The 13,796-nt window shown below is 64.6% G+C and carries 14 protein-coding genes; 8 read left to right on the forward strand and 6 right to left on the reverse strand.

Features of this window, described 5'->3' with window-relative positions; genetic code table 11:
- Positions 1-4 precede the first annotated feature (4 nt).
- Positions 5-682 (reverse strand): thiol:disulfide interchange protein TlpA, encoded by a 678-nt coding sequence (gene tlpA / locus V1277_RS18930; RefSeq protein WP_442894501.1) that lies wholly within the window; start codon positions 680-682, stop codon positions 5-7.
- A gap of 123 nt (positions 683-805) precedes the next feature.
- Between tlpA and argH the strand changes: the two genes are divergently transcribed.
- The 3 genes from argH (at position 806) to lysA (ending at position 3,862) form a co-directional block, all read left to right on the forward strand.
- Positions 806-2,203, forward strand: a complete 1,398-nt coding sequence (gene argH, locus V1277_RS18935) for an argininosuccinate lyase (RefSeq protein ID WP_334417620.1) — start codon at positions 806-808, stop codon at positions 2,201-2,203.
- 122 nt (positions 2,204-2,325) lie between these two features.
- The gene (lptM, locus tag V1277_RS18940) at positions 2,326-2,589 is read left to right on the forward strand and encodes an LPS translocon maturation chaperone LptM (RefSeq protein WP_334417621.1); all 264 of its coding nucleotides are present in this window, start codon (positions 2,326-2,328) and stop codon (positions 2,587-2,589) included.
- 7 nt (positions 2,590-2,596) lie between these two features.
- On the forward strand, positions 2,597-3,862 hold the full coding sequence (lysA, locus tag V1277_RS18945; RefSeq protein ID WP_334417622.1) for a diaminopimelate decarboxylase: 1,266 nt from the start codon (positions 2,597-2,599) through the stop codon (positions 3,860-3,862).
- A gap of 146 nt (positions 3,863-4,008) precedes the next feature.
- Here the strand turns inward: lysA and V1277_RS18950 are convergent, their stop codons facing one another.
- Together V1277_RS18950 and V1277_RS18955 are read right to left on the reverse strand one after the other, a co-directional pair.
- Complete coding sequence (locus tag V1277_RS18950) at positions 4,009-4,899, reverse strand: NAD(P)-dependent oxidoreductase (RefSeq protein WP_334417623.1); 891 nt, start codon at positions 4,897-4,899, stop codon at positions 4,009-4,011.
- 11 nt (positions 4,900-4,910) lie between these two features.
- Complete coding sequence (locus tag V1277_RS18955; RefSeq protein WP_334417624.1) at positions 4,911-5,291, reverse strand: carboxymuconolactone decarboxylase family protein; 381 nt, start codon at positions 5,289-5,291, stop codon at positions 4,911-4,913.
- 169 nt (positions 5,292-5,460) lie between these two features.
- Here V1277_RS18955 and V1277_RS18960 point away from each other — a divergent pair, with 169 nt between their 5' ends.
- Positions 5,461-8,112 carry a TIGR02302 family protein gene (locus V1277_RS18960; RefSeq protein ID WP_334417625.1) on the forward strand — a complete coding sequence of 884 codons (2,652 nt, stop codon included), beginning with the start codon at positions 5,461-5,463 and terminating at the stop codon, positions 8,110-8,112.
- Positions 8,113-8,215: 103 nt separating this feature from the next.
- Here V1277_RS18960 and V1277_RS18965 read toward each other — a convergent pair whose 3' ends face one another.
- Entirely contained in the window at positions 8,216-8,593 is a 378-nt protein-coding gene (locus tag V1277_RS18965) for a response regulator (RefSeq protein WP_334417626.1), read from the reverse strand.
- A 39-nt stretch (positions 8,594-8,632) separates the two neighbouring features.
- Positions 8,633-9,541 (reverse strand): MJ0042-type zinc finger domain-containing protein, encoded by a 909-nt coding sequence (locus V1277_RS18970; RefSeq protein ID WP_334417627.1) that lies wholly within the window; start codon positions 9,539-9,541, stop codon positions 8,633-8,635.
- Positions 9,542-9,793: 252 nt separating this feature from the next.
- On the opposite strand from V1277_RS18970, the gene ftsE reads away from it, so the two are divergent.
- The 4 genes from ftsE to V1277_RS18990 all read left to right on the forward strand — a co-directional run bounded on the left by ftsE (position 9,794) and on the right by V1277_RS18990 (position 12,893).
- Positions 9,794-10,453 carry a cell division ATP-binding protein FtsE gene (gene ftsE, locus V1277_RS18975; protein ID WP_028348200.1) on the forward strand — a complete coding sequence of 220 codons (660 nt, stop codon included), beginning with the start codon at positions 9,794-9,796 and terminating at the stop codon, positions 10,451-10,453.
- On the forward strand, positions 10,446-11,417 hold the full coding sequence (locus tag V1277_RS18980) for a cell division protein FtsX (protein ID WP_334366522.1): 972 nt from the start codon (positions 10,446-10,448) through the stop codon (positions 11,415-11,417). Before ftsE ends, V1277_RS18980 begins: the two co-directional genes overlap by 8 nt.
- Positions 11,418-11,534: 117 nt before the next feature.
- Positions 11,535-12,248 (forward strand): YdcF family protein, encoded by a 714-nt coding sequence (locus V1277_RS18985; protein ID WP_334370485.1) that lies wholly within the window; start codon positions 11,535-11,537, stop codon positions 12,246-12,248.
- 336 nt (positions 12,249-12,584) lie between these two features.
- Complete coding sequence (locus V1277_RS18990; RefSeq protein WP_334417628.1) at positions 12,585-12,893, forward strand: hypothetical protein; 309 nt, start codon at positions 12,585-12,587, stop codon at positions 12,891-12,893.
- Between the two features lie 208 nt (positions 12,894-13,101).
- On the opposite strand, the gene V1277_RS18995 is transcribed toward V1277_RS18990, so the two are convergent.
- Positions 13,102-13,701, reverse strand: coding sequence for a gamma-glutamylcyclotransferase (locus tag V1277_RS18995; RefSeq protein ID WP_334417629.1), 600 nt, complete (start codon positions 13,699-13,701; stop codon positions 13,102-13,104).
- Positions 13,702-13,796 lie beyond the last annotated feature (95 nt).

Below are 13,796 nucleotides of genomic sequence, written 5' to 3' on the forward strand. Positions count from 1 at the left end.
GCGCCTAACTCCCCGCCTTCATCGGCTGCATCGCGCCCTTGATCAGCTTGATGGCGTCCTCGCTGGCCCATTCGGCGGGGCCGGCAAGGGTGGCGATCTCGCAGCCCTGGGCGTCGACCAGCACTGAAGTAGGCATGCCCAGCGCCTTGCCTATGTTCTTAAGGTCCTGAAAAACCTTGGCTTTCTGATCGGCGAAATAGCCGAGCCGGGTCAGATTGGCCTCTTTGAGGAAGTTCTTCGGCTTCTCGGGGTCGCGGGTGTCGATGTTGATGGCGACCACCTCGAAATCCTTGCCGCCGAGCTTGGCCTGCAGGTTCTCCAGCGCCGGCATTTCCTTGCGACAAGGTACGCACCAGGTGGCCCACAGATTCACCAGCACGGTCTTGCCGCGCCATTCCGACAGCTTCCTCGGCTTGCCCTCGGCATCCTCGAAGGCGAGGTCGGGCAGCCGCAACGGGGTCGTCGCCATGGTCAGCGCGGCCACCTCGCCATGCGCCAATGGCGATATCTTGCGGGCCAGTTCGACGGCTGCCGCACAGGACGGATCGCCGCCCGTTCCGCGCTTGAAGCTGCCGAGCCCGTAGAACGCGCCCAATCCGACCACGCCCGCAGCCGCCACCGCGCCGATGGCGATCGGGATCCGGCGCCTCGTGGCGGGGCGGGGCGGGGACATTTCGGGCATATCGTTTGTCATCCTGTGTCAGATACGGCTATGCAGGGCTCAAGGTTACGGTCGAATTACGGTCGAAACCGGCGCGGCGTTTCGCGTAACTCCGACGATATAGATGGCAGGGCTTGGGAAGTCATGAGCAACAAGATGTGGGGCGGCCGGTTCAGCGAGCGCCCCGATGCGATCATGGAGGAAATCAACGTCTCGATCGACGTCGATCGTCACCTCTATGCCCAGGACATTGCCGCGTCCAAGGCCCACGCGGCAATGCTGGCCGCGCAAGGCATTATCACCGCGAGTGATGCGAAAAATATCGGCAAGGGTCTAGACACGATTTTGTCAGAGATCGGCAAGGGCTCGTTCGACTTCAAGCGCGCGCTCGAAGACATCCATATGAATGTCGAGAGCCGGCTTTCCGAATTGATAGGGCCCGCCGCTGGGCGGCTGCACACCGCGCGCTCACGCAATGACCAGGTGGCGACCGATTTCCGGCTCTATATCCGTGACACGATCGACGAGACCGATGCGGCGCTGGCGGCCTTCCAGCACGCTTTGGCTGCCCGCGCGCTGGAGCATGCCGCAACCGTGATGCCGGGCTTCACCCATCTGCAGACCGCCCAGCCCGTCACCTTCGGGCATCATCTGCTCGCCTATGTCGAGATGGCGGCGCGCGACCGCGGCCGTTTTGCCGACGCGCGCAAGCGGCTGAACGAATCGCCGCTCGGCGCCGCGGCGCTCGCCGGAACCTCGTTTCCGATCGATCGCCCTGCCACCGCCAAGGCGCTCGGCTTCGACCGCCCAATGGCCAATTCGCTGGACGCGGTATCGGACCGCGACTTCGTGCTCGAAACCCTGTCGGCGGCGTCGATCGCGGCCGTGCACATGTCGCGCTTTGCCGAGGAAATCGTGATCTGGACCTCGCCGCTGGTGGGGCTGGTGCGGCTCTCCGACAAGTTCACCACCGGCTCCTCGATCATGCCGCAAAAGCGCAATCCGGACGCGGCCGAACTGGTGCGCGCCAAGACCGGCCGGGTGATCGGCGCGCTCAATGGGCTTTTGATCGTGATGAAAGGGCTGCCGCTCGCCTATCAAAAGGACATGCAGGAGGACAAGCAGGGCGCGATGGAGGCGTTTTCCGCGCTCTCGCTCGCGATTCGCGCGATGACCGGCATGGTCCTCGATCTCGTCCCCGACGAGGCGCGGATGAAGGCCGCGGCCGGCGAGGGCTATGCCACCGCCACTGACCTCGCCGACTGGCTGGTGCGGACGCTGAGAATGCCGTTCCGCGACGCCCATCATGTTACCGGGCGAATCGTGGCGCTCGCGTCGAAGCAAGGCGTGGCGCTGCACGAATTGCCGCTGAAGGCGATGCAGGAGGTCGAGCCCAAGATCACAGCCGATGCCCTGCGCGTGCTGTCGGTGGAGGCCTCGGTCAAAAGCCGGACCAGCTATGGTGGCACCGCGCCGAAGAACGTGCTTTCGCAGGCCAAAGCCTGGCTGAAGCGGCTGGAAAAAGAGCGAAAATCGGGCTGAGTGAAAAATTTCGCTGCAATTTCTTGGGTTTCCTTGGGTTTTTCTTGGGTTTCCGTGGCCGATCGGCACTCGCCAGACTGCGGCAACCTTTGTATGGTGCGGCGCGCATTGGGGATTTCGTCGTGATCAGTAACTACCGCCCGTCATCATCGGGATGGGCCATCATCCTGTTGAGCGTGACCGCGCTCGCACTCGCCGGCTGCGGACGCAAGGGCGGGCTCGATCTGCCGCCGAGCGCACCGCCGCAGGCGCAGGCCACGTCGGATACCGAGGCCGAGCGCGCGGCGCAGCCCGGCGTCTTCAATTCGACCTATGGATCCGAGGCAGGCCCCACTGCCCCCAAGGGCGGCAAGAAGAAATTCGTTCTCGATCCGCTGCTGGACTGAGCATGCCATGAATCACTTCGACTATCGCAACGGCGTGCTGCACGCCGAGGCCGTGAATCTGTCCGACCTCGCGGATGCCGTCGGCACGCCGTTCTATTGCTATTCGACGGCGACGCTGGAGCGTCACTACCGCGTCTTCACCGAGGCCTTTGCCGGCGAGAAGACGCTGGTCTGCTACGCCATGAAGGCGAATTCAAACCAGGCGGTGCTGCGCACGCTGGCAAAGCTCGGGGCGGGCGCCGACGTCGTTTCGGGCGGCGAATTGAAGCGCGCGCTGGCGGCCGGATTTCCACCGAACAAGATTCTGTTCTCCGGCGTCGGCAAGACCGAGGCCGAGCTGCGCGCCGCGCTTTCGGCCGACATCCTCTGCATCAACGTCGAGTCCGAACCCGAACTGGAACTGCTGTCGAAGCTCGCAGTCGAGACCGGCAAGACCGCGCGGATTTCGTTGCGGGTCAACCCTGACGTCGACGCCGGCACGCATGCCAAGATCGCCACCGGCAAGTCCGAGAACAAGTTCGGCATTCCCATTGCACGCGCACGCGAGGTCTATGCCCGTGCGGCCAGCTTACCGGGGATCGAGGTGACCGGCACCGATATGCACATCGGCAGCCAGATCACTGATCTCTCCAAGATGGAAACCGCATTCCGGATTCTTTCCGAATTCGTACAGACACTGCGCGCCGACGGCCACAGGATCGAGCATATCGATTTCGGCGGCGGGCTCGGCATCCCCTATCACGCCGACCGCGAGGCTCCGCCATTGCCGTCGGCCTATGCCGCGATGGTCAAGCGGGTGACGCACAATCTCGGCTGTACGCTGATGTTCGAGCCGGGGCGGATGATCGTCGGCAATGCCGGCATCCTCGTCTCCCGCGTCATCTATGTGAAGCCGGGCGAAGCCAAGAACTTCGTCATCATCGACGCCGCGATGAACGATCTGATCCGCCCGACGCTTTACGAAGCCCACCACGACATCCTCCCGGTTCACGAGGCGGCCAAGGATGCGCGGACGATCACGGCCGACGTGGTCGGACCCGTCTGCGAGACCGGCGACTATCTCGCGCTCGATCGCAATTTGCCCGAGCCCAAAGCCGGCGATCTCCTGGCCATCATGACCGCCGGCGCCTATGGCGCGGTGCAGTCCGGCTTCTACAATACGCGGCCTTTGGTGCCGGAAGTCCTGGTCAAGGACGACCAGTACGCCGTGGTCCGCCCCCGCATCGAGGTCGAGGAATTGATCGCGATGGATAAGCCGGCGCCGTGGCTGTGATGTTTCGTGTCCCGGACGCGGTGCAGCGTGAAACGCTGCTCCGCAGAGCCGGGATCCATACCTGACCAACCACGATAGACCCCGGATCAGCAGCGCACCACGCCGCAAGCGCGACGCGCTGCGCAGCATCCGGGGAACGCGGGCCTTCACTTCGCACCGCCGACCACCACGCCCGCTGCCTTCTCGATCGGCTTGATCGCCGCGGTGAAATCCGACTCTGCGCCCTCGTCGCGGATGATGACTTCCCACAAGCGTCCGACCGCTTCGGCGACTTCCATCGACAGCCCGAGCGATTTCATCTCCTCCAGCGCAAGCCGCACGTCTTTGACCATCAGTCCCGTGGCGAAGCCGAAATCGAAACTGCGCGGCAGCACCGAGCGCGGAAACTTGTCGCGGCTCGCCGTATTAAGCCCGGAGCCTGCGTTGATGACGTCGATCATCACGGCCGGATCGAGCCCTGCCTTGACGCCCATCACAACCGCCTCCGACGTCGCCACCATCGCGGTCGCCGACAGGAAGTTGTTCGCCAGTTTCATCGTTTGCGCCGAGCCGGGCTTTTCGCCGATGAAAAACACTTTTCCGATCACGTCGAGCGCGGGTTTTGCCAGCTCGTAATCGGCGCGCGGGCCGGAGACCATCACGGCCAGCGTTCCCTTCTCGGCGCCGCCGACGCCGCCGCTGACGGGGCTGTCGATCTGCACGATGTTGTTCTTCGCCAGAAGACCGTGAATCTTGGCCGCCATCTGAGAGCCGACGGTGGAGAGATCGACGAAGCGTTTGACGCGCCTCCCTTCGATCACGCCGCCCGCGCCGGTCGCAACCTCGAGCGAAGCCTGCAGCGACGGCAAGCTCGCCAGCACCGTCTCGCAGCGGTCGGCGATATCCTTCGGCGACGATGCCGCTTGCGCGCCGAGCGCGCCGAGCTTGCCTATCGCTTCCTGCCGCGTATCGAACACGGTGAGTTGATGCTTGGCCTCGATCAGGCGGCGCGCCATCGGGAAGCCCATTTTCCCGAGGCCGATGAATCCGATTTCCATGGTGCTACGCCTCAGCCCTTGTCCAATTCCGCGAACACCTCGCGCGCGATGCGAAAGCTGTCGACGCCGGCGGGGATGCCGGCATAGATCGAAACCTGCATGAAGATCTCGCGAATCTCGTCGCGACTGACGCCGTTGGTCAGCGCGCCCTTGATGTGCGCCTTCAGTTCATGCGGCCGGTTCAGGATCGAGATCATGGCCAGATTGAGCATGCTGCGGGTCTTGCGCGGCAGTTCCTCGCGGCCCCACACCGCGCCCCAGCAGTATTCGGTGACGAGTTCCTGGAACGGCTTGTTAAAACTGTCGACGCTCTTCAGCGCGTTGTCGACATAGGCCTCGCCGAGCACCGCTTTGCGAATTTCCAGTCCCTTGTCGTGCGTCTTCTGGTCCATGTCGCTTCCTCGTAGTTTTACGGTTCGGCGCGAACGTTACGGGGAGGGACGCCCGCAGTCACGCCTTCGTGTAATGTTATGCGTATTTCCGGGTGTGGGTTACCCCGGGAACGGGTGCCTCATTGCCGCCGTTGTGCTAGGCTGACTTATCGACAACCCGGAGAGATTGTTGAGCGGCGCTTCCCCCGACCCCACAAAGCCAGCGCGCGAGCCGGATGCTGTCGCGCGGCTTCAACTGACGCAGGCTCTGCAACGGGCCCAATACGCGATTGCGTGGGAACGTACCTGGCCGGGGCTCGTCCGGTTTCTGAGCGTCATTGGGCTGTTCCTGGTGGCGTCCTGGGCCGGATTGTGGCTGGCGCTGCCGTTCCTTGCTCGCGCGATCTGCCTTGGCCTGTTCGCCCTCGCGGCGCTCGCCGCATTGTTCCCGCTCGCGCGGTTTCGCTGGCCGAGCCGCGAAGAGGCGTTGAGCCGGCTCGACCGCGGCACCGGCATTCGCCATCGCCCGGCGACCGCGCTGACCGATACACTCTCGACCAGGGATCCGATCGCGCAGGCGCTGTGGCGGGAGCAGCGCGAGCGCACGCTGGCCTCGATCAAGCGGATCCGCGCCGGGCTGCCTTCGCCGCGGCTGGCGATCCACGACCCCTGGGCGCTGCGTGCGCTGGTCATGGTGATGCTGGCGGCCGCCTATGTCGCCGCCGGCGACGAGCGCCGGCTGCGAATTGCCGCGGCGTTCGACTGGAACGGCGTGCTGGCGCCGGCCAATGTCCGGGTCGATGCCTGGGTGACCCCGCCGCTCTATACCGGCAAGCCGCCGGTCATTCTGTCTGCCGCCAACAGGGATGCGGCTTCTCCCGATAGCGGGGCACCATCATTGTCGGTGCCTGCAGGCAGCACGCTGCTGGTGCGCTCCAGCGGCGGCAACATCGACGTCGTGGTCGGCGGCGGCGTGACCGAGGTCGCGCCCAGCGAGCAGGCGCCGAAGGGCACCAACGAACGGCATTTCAAGATCACGGGTGACGGCACCGCGCATGTCCGCGCGCCCTCCGGCCAGCCGCTGTGGCGCTTCGCGGCGACGCCAGACCGTGCCCCGACCATCTCGCTGGCGAAAGATCCGGAGCGCCAGGCCCGTGGCTCGCTGCAGACGTCCTACAAGCTCGAGGACGATTACGGCGTCACCGAAGCGCGCGCGCAATTCGCCGTCCGTGTTCCCGATTCCGGCAAGGAAGGGAATAAGGAAGGCAACAAGGAAGACAAGAGCAAGGAGGCCGAGAAGGCCGAGCCACGGCCGCTGTTCGAGCCGCCGCAGTTTGCGCTGGTGCTGCCGAATGCGCGCACCCGCAATGGCGTCGGCCAGACGGTGAAGGATCTCAGCGAGGATCCCTATGCCGGCGCCGATGTAACGCTGACGCTCACGGCCAAGGACGAGGCCGGCAATGAGGGCAAGAGCGAGCCGTTCAACATGCGGCTGCCGGAACGGCTGTTCACCAAGCCCCTCGCCCGCGCCCTGATCGAACAGCGCCGCATTCTGGCGCTCGATGCCAATCAGAATTCGCAAGTCCATACCGCCCTCGATGCGCTGATGATCGCGCCGGAATTGTTCACGCCCGAAGCCGGTCACTATCTCGGTCTCTTCAGTGTTAAGCACCAACTGGAGGAGGCGCGCACCGATGCCGCGATGCGCGACGTCGTCGCCAGCATGTGGGCGCTTGCCGTCACCATCGAGGACGGCAACATCACCGATGTCGAGAAGGCGCTGCGTGCGGCGCAGGACGCGCTCAAACAGGCGCTGGAGCGTGGCGCCACCGATGAGGAGATCAAGAAGCTGACGGACAATCTGCGCGCTGCGCTGGATAATTTCCTGCGCCAGCTCGCCGAGCAGTTCCGCAACAACCCGCAGCAACAGGCGCGCCCGCTCGATCCCAACACGAAAATGCTGAGCCAGCAGGATCTCAAGAACATGCTTGACCGGCTGGAGCGGATGTCGCGTTCCGGCGACAAGGATGCCGCCAAGCAGCTATTGGAACAGCTACAGCAGATGCTGGAAAACCTGCAGATGGCGCAGCCCGGCCAGGGCGGCGACAACGAAATGGAGCAGGCGCTGAACGAGCTCGGCGACATGATCCGCAAGCAGCAGCAATTGCGCGACAAGACCTACAAGCAGGGCCAGGATTCGCGGCGCGACCGCATGCGCGGCAAGCAAGGCGACAAGCAGGGCGATCAGAGCATGGGCGACCTGCAGCAGGACCAGCAGGGCCTGCGCGACCGCCTGAAGAAGTTGCAGGAAGAGCTCGCCAAGCGCGGCATGGGCCCGGGCCAGCGCGGCCAGCAGGGCCAGCGTGGTGACCAGCAGGGGCAGCAGGGCCAACAGGGTCAGGGCCAGCAGGGTCAAGGCGGCGAGCAAGGCGACGGCGAGGACGGGCTCGATCAGGCCGATTCGGCCATGGGCGATGCAACCGGCCGGCTCGGCGAGGGCAATGCCGAAGGCGCGGTGGACTCGCAGGGCCGCGCGCTCGACGCGCTGCGCAAGGGCGCCCAGAGCCTTGCGGAAGCCATGCAGCAAGGTGACGGCGACCAGCCGGGCGACGGCCCCGGCAACCCCCGAGGCCGCCAGCAGGGCGCCGCCAACTCGACCGATCCGCTCGGCCGGCCGATGCGCCATAACGAATTCACCGACGACTATTCGGTGAAGATCCCCGGCGAGATCGACGTGCAGCGGGTCCGCCGGATTTTGGAAGAACTGCGCCGCCGTCTCGGCGATCCGGCCCGTCCGCAGATCGAACTGGATTACATCGAGCGGCTGTTGAAGGATTATTGATCTTGTAGGGTGGGCAAAGGCGCATTTTGCGCCGTGCCCACCATTTTTGTTCTCATCGAGTAGGTGGGCACGCTTCGCTTTGCCCACCCTACGGACTAACGGGTTACCCCGCCTTGCTCGCCGCCAGCGCGTCCGCCACCGCGGTGCGGATGTCGTGCACCGAAAACGGTTTCGTCACCACGTCATGCACGATCGCATTGAGGCCGGAGGCGCGTTCGCGCTGGTCGGCGAAGCCCGTCATCAGCAGGATCTTCAGGTTGGGAAAATCGCGCGCCGCCGTCAGCGCCAGCGCGATGCCGTCCATGACCGGCATCTGGATATCGGTCAAGAGCAGGTCGAATAGGCCTTGCTCGCGCGTCAGGATATCGAGCGCGTCGGCGCCGTCCTCGGCGGTGACGGTCTCGTGGCCATCCATAGCGATGGCGCGCGCCACCAGCGAGCGCATGGAGTCTTCGTCATCGGCAATCAGCACGCGTGGCATGAAGTCTTGATCTCTCGCCTTGCGGAAGCGCGGCCGGGTTCAGGCGTGGCCGGCCAGATCCCGCTTGTTGAAAAAGCGTACGTCAATATTGCGGCCTTCGGGCGGCGGCGAAGCCAGCCGCGATTTGAAATAGGCGCGCTCGCCGGGCTTGAGCACCGGCTGTTCCAGCACCGCGTTCCAGGCGTAGATCTCGGCGCCCTGCGCGTCGCGGACGGAGAAGCGCAGCCGCGGCAATTCGACCGGCTTTTGGGTCTCGCCGACGATCACGCCCTCGATGACCAGAACCGGCTTGCCGTCCACGGTCTCGTTGGTGATCTTGATGTCCTTGAACGCCAGCCCGCGCAGGTTCACTTCCAGCCCGACCATCTTGTAGAACGTCGCGGTTTGCGGTAGCAGCCGCACGATTTCGGTGCGCCAGATCATCAGCGCCAGGATCAGCGCGCCCATTGCGGCGCAGGCGGTCGGCAGGCCGACGGACGGGATGAACGGAATACGGGGCAGGGAGGGCAGCCGGAAAAGACGGGCCAGCCGCTCGCGGTGCGTGGTGATCGGGATATCCCCATGGTCTTCTGCATCCCGCCGGGCAACCGTTGGCCAGTCGCTGTCGCCGCCTTGGCGCGACCCTTCGCCCTCGGCCGGCCAGCCTGCCGAAATCGAGGGACTGTCGATCACCGGGGTGTCCTGTTCCTCTTCCTCGCGCGCCATCGCCTCCCATTCGGCCGCGGCATCGTTTGCGGCCGGCTGGCTCGATTGCGCCGGAGCTGGCGGAGCACTTGGCAGCGGAGCACTTGGCATGGCTGCCGGCATGGCGGCCAGTTCGATCGCGTCCTCGGGCCGCGCCAGCCAGGTTTCCTTGCAGCGGGAGCAGCGGACGGTGCGCCCGCCGGTGCCCAGGGTGGCCGGATTGATGGCGTAAGATGTTGTACAATGGGGACAAACGATATGCATGGAGCCCAGCTCACCAGTGTCTTCGCCGGGATGCTACATACCGACCGTTAACGAATCGGAAACCATAACGGCCGCAAAACCGTTTTGTCCGGTTGGCGCCCAAACCAGCGGGCCACGAGCCCAAAGTTCAGGTTCGGGTCCAGGTTCAGGTTCAAGTCCGGGGTTTCCGGCCACGGTCCACGCCGAGCGGAGCTCGGCCACGATCCATGCCGAGCAGAGCTCGGCCATGGTCCATGTCGAGCGGAGCTGAGCTTGGTTCGGTTCGAAAATGTCGGTTTGCGGTACGGGCTCGGCCCGGAGATTTTGCGCGACCTTTCCTTCGTGATTCCCGCCCATTCCTTCCAGTTTCTCACCGGTCCCTCGGGCGCGGGCAAGACCTCGCTGCTGCGGCTGTTGTTTCTGTCGCTGCGGCCGACCCGCGGTCTCGTCAACTTGTTCGGCCAGGACGTCTCGCTGCTCGGCAAGGATCAGATTGCGGGTCTGCGCACGCGCATCGGTATCGTGCTGCAGGATTTTCGTCTGCTCGACCACATGACGACCTACGAGAACGTGGCGCTGCCGTTCCGCGTGATGGGCCGTGACGAATCCAGCTATCGCCGTGAGGTGATCGATCTCCTGAAGTGGGTTGGCCTCGGCGAGCGCATGGACGCGCTGCCGCCGATCCTATCGGGCGGCGAGAAGCAGCGCGCGGCGATCGCGCGCGCGGTGATCTCGCGGCCGCAATTGCTGTTGGCGGACGAGCCGACCGGCAGCGTCGATCCGACGCTCGGTCGGCGCTTGCTACGGTTGTTTATCGAATTGAACAGGCTGGGCACCGCGGTGATCATCGCGACCCACGACATCACGCTGATGGACCAGTACGAGGCGCGGCGGATGGTGCTGCACCAGGGACGGCTGCACATCTATGAGTAGGGCCGGTGACGAGCATGGACCGCTGGTGGACCTCGGCAACGAACGTCCGCAGGTGCCGGCGCGGGCGCGCAACATGTCGCCGATCGTGCCGCGGGCGTCGATCTCCGGCCGCGCGCTGGTCGCCGTCGTCGCCATCATGACGTTCCTCGCTTCCATCACCACCGGCACCGTGCTGCTCGTCAGCGCGTCCGCCGCGGAATGGCAATCCGAAGTCGCCAGCGAAATCACCGTTCAGGTGCGCCCGCAGGCAGGGCGCGATCTCGAGCGCGACGCGGCTGCGGTGGTGGAGGCGATGCGGACGCAGCCCGGCATCGTCCAGGTCAAGCCGTTCAGCAAGGATGAGTCGGCCAGATTGCTGGAGCCGTGGCTCGGCAGCGGGCTGTCGATCGAGCAGTTGCCGGTGCCGCGCGTCGTCGTCGCGCGCGTCCAGCCCGGCACCACGCTCGACCTCGCGGCATTGCGCTCCAGGGTGACGCAAGTGGCGCCGTCGGCGAGCGTCGATGATCACCGCGCCTGGATCGAGCGCATGCGCTCGATGACCGGAGCGACCGTATTTGCCGGCATCGGCATTCTCGCGCTGGTGATCGTGGCGACGATCATTTCGGTGTCGTTCGCGACTCGCGGCGCGATGGCGGCGAATCGCCCGATCGTCGAGGTGCTGCACTTCGTCGGCGCCGGCGACCGCTATATTGCCAACCATTTCCTGCGGCATTTTCTCAGGCTCGGGCTGGAGGGCGGGGTGATCGGCGGCGGCGCCGCGATGCTGGGTTTCGGCTTCTCCGAATCGATCGCCGGCTGGTTCTCGGGCACCCCCGTCGGCGATCAGTTCGCAGCGCTGCTCGGAACATTTTCGCTGCCGCCGTCTGGCTATCTGGCGCTGGCGGTACAGGCCGTGGCGATTGCCGCCATTACCGCCTGGGCGTCGCGGCGGACGCTGTTTGCGACGCTGGACGATATCGATTGATTTGGGCCATTGGTATTTTCAAGTGAAGCAAGTCACGGACTTGACCCGCGGACCGGGACTCCACTTCGCGTGAAAACGTTCTAGAATTGTGTGTGGGAAGAGGGATCGCCGGGCCATATGGTTTTGCAGCACGACGATAGCACGCCGAGGGAGGGTGCCGCGCGGCCGCGCGGATGGCTGCGCGCGGCCATCGTCGGCTCCATGGCGATCCTGTTCGTCGCTGCGGCGGTAGGCTTCATTGCCTTTCTCTCGCAATTGCGCGGCGCCGAAATCAAGCCGGCGCGCAACGCCGACGGCATCGTGGTCTTCACCGGCGGCTCGTCGCGGGTGGCGGATGCGATGGAATTGCTGGCCGGCGGCTACGGCAAGCGGCTTTTGATTTCGGGCGTGCATCCGACCAACGCCGCGCGCGACATTTCGCGCTCGCTGCCCGACAACCAGTCGCTACTCGGCTGTTGCGTCGATCTCGACCGCTCCGCCGCCAACACGCGCGGCAATGCCGCGGAGACGCGGCGCTGGGCGCGCGAGCGCGGCTTCAAGTCGCTGATCGTGGTGACGTCGAACTACCACATGCCGCGGGCCATTCTGGAATTGTCGCATGCGATGCCTGATGTCACGCTGATTCCGTTCGCGGTGATCGGCGAAAAATGGCGCGACGAGCCCTGGTGGACCAGCGGCGCGACGCTGCGTCTGTTGCTGTCGGAATATGCGAAATATGTCGCCGCGGAGGTGCGCGTTCGCCTCGCCAGTGCGGGCATCGATCTCGTGCCCGAACCTTCCGATCAGCCCACGCCGGCGCCGTCCCGGCCGGCGACGGCGCAGGTCAACTAGGGCGTGTGCATGAATCTGGGGAGGGTGCGACCGGCTCCGTGTCGACTTTTACCCCCAAGGCGGACATCAGTCAGACGGTCGGCATGCTCGCATTGGGCCAAAGGCGACATCGCCCGTTCGGCCTGATAGCTGCCATGTCTCAAACGGGCCATGAAGCGGACGGGACGGTCAACCGCAATAGCCCTGGAACTAAACCCGCGCAGTCGCGGGCCATTTGCACCTGAAGCTGTGCCCCCTCTTTCGAAATATTAATTTCTCCGCCAGCATCTCGTAATGGCGGAGTTGGCAATCATGCGGCGAACCATCAAAGCGTGAGGTTTTGTTGTGGGCCGTGCGTTGGAATACAATCTTACAACGCTGAGAATTTCCCGAGCATATGTCAGCCTGCTGTCCCGCCCTGAGGGTGACGCGACGGCGATTTCTCTGGCGTGGATCGGAGACTATGAAATTCGTATGCACGCGGCCGCGCCGACTAGTGCCGCGAAGCAGCCGCTTTTCATCGTCGATGTCTTTGACCATGACGCGCAACTTTTTGTCGACAGCCGCGCATGTCACACTGTTGCGGAAGGCGCCATCGCGTTCGACGAATTCTTGCAAATGGCGGAGCCGGTGGTAGGCGGGCCGCACTACAAGCCGCCCGTCTGATTGCTGCTCGCGTGTCAAATACGAGATAGCAAGTTAGCCTGCCGCTTGAAAAGCGGCGTTGATTTTGGCGCGCTCGACGTCCGCTAAGGGCCCATTAACAAACATGCCCAGTCCCGACTTTCGAGGTCCGCTTTGCCTCCAATGCCGGATACTGGCTATCGCGGCCACTGGGTTTCATTCCAGTCCGCTTATGAGTACACACCCCAGCTCAACGGTCGCTGTCCTCTGCGGGAACAGGCGGTGGATGCTGGGTGTGCAGCATCGCCGCGAGCCGGTGCAGTTGCGAATCGCGAAGGCCTTCCGCTTCGATCGCCTTCACGGTGGCCAGAACGTAATCGCGGTTGACGCCGGACTGGCCGTGCCCCTGCAGCACGTGACGTAATTGTTCTGCCAGCGACAGCCGGCCGGCATATTGCACGTGGCCGCGATCGACGACGTAGACGAGTGCGCTGACGCGTTGACGCGCATCGTTCTCCAGCCACACCGACCGCATCACCTCGCGGTAGACCGAGGTGACCTGCTCGCGCTCGCGCAAATAGGCGATGGTGGCGGCGCGGTGCTTCTCCGCGACGCGGAATGCGATGCCGCGGCAGGCGCCGCCGCGATCGAGTCCGAGGACAAGGCCGGGCTTTTCCGGCGTGCCGCGATGGACGAAGGAGTAGACGCAGAGCGCGCGGTGTTCGCCGATCAGCCGCGCCGGAACCCGTTCGAGGAAGTCGAAGCCCGGGCGCCACATCAGGGAGCCGTAGCCGAACACCCAGAGGTCGCCTTGCGAGAATTCCGTATCGTTGAACTCAATTGCGGACATGCCAGGTGCACCGCTACCAGAACGGCGCGACAAAGCGAAGTGGATTCAATGCCTTTTGTTGCGACGAGCGGATACTTACATTCGCCAAAATCGCT

The organism is Bradyrhizobium sp. AZCC 1588 (genome assembly GCF_036924735.1).
Taxonomy (GTDB): domain Bacteria; phylum Pseudomonadota; class Alphaproteobacteria; order Rhizobiales; family Xanthobacteraceae; genus Bradyrhizobium.

Bases quoted from the DNA above. Each gene is read 5' to 3' on its own strand.
- tlpA (WP_442894501.1), bottom strand. From the start codon at position 682: ATGCCCGAAATGTCCCCGCCCCGCCCCGCCACGAGGCGCCGGATCCCG.
- argH (WP_334417620.1), top strand. From the start codon at position 806: ATGAGCAACAAGATGTGGGGCGGCCGGTTCAGCGAGCGCCCCGATGCG.
- lysA (WP_334417622.1), top strand. From the start codon at position 2,597: ATGAATCACTTCGACTATCGCAACGGCGTGCTGCACGCCGAGGCCGTG.
- V1277_RS18950 (WP_334417623.1), bottom strand. From the start codon at position 4,899: ATGGAAATCGGATTCATCGGCCTCGGGAAAATGGGCTTCCCGATGGCG.
- V1277_RS18955 (WP_334417624.1), bottom strand. From the start codon at position 5,291: ATGGACCAGAAGACGCACGACAAGGGACTGGAAATTCGCAAAGCGGTG.
- V1277_RS18965 (WP_334417626.1), bottom strand. From the start codon at position 8,593: ATGCCACGCGTGCTGATTGCCGATGACGAAGACTCCATGCGCTCGCTG.
- V1277_RS18970 (WP_334417627.1), bottom strand. From the start codon at position 9,541: ATGCATATCGTTTGTCCCCATTGTACAACATCTTACGCCATCAATCCG.
- V1277_RS18980 (WP_334366522.1), top strand. From the start codon at position 10,446: ATGAGTAGGGCCGGTGACGAGCATGGACCGCTGGTGGACCTCGGCAAC.
- V1277_RS18985 (WP_334370485.1), top strand. From the start codon at position 11,535: ATGGTTTTGCAGCACGACGATAGCACGCCGAGGGAGGGTGCCGCGCGG.
- V1277_RS18995 (WP_334417629.1), bottom strand. From the start codon at position 13,701: ATGTCCGCAATTGAGTTCAACGATACGGAATTCTCGCAAGGCGACCTC.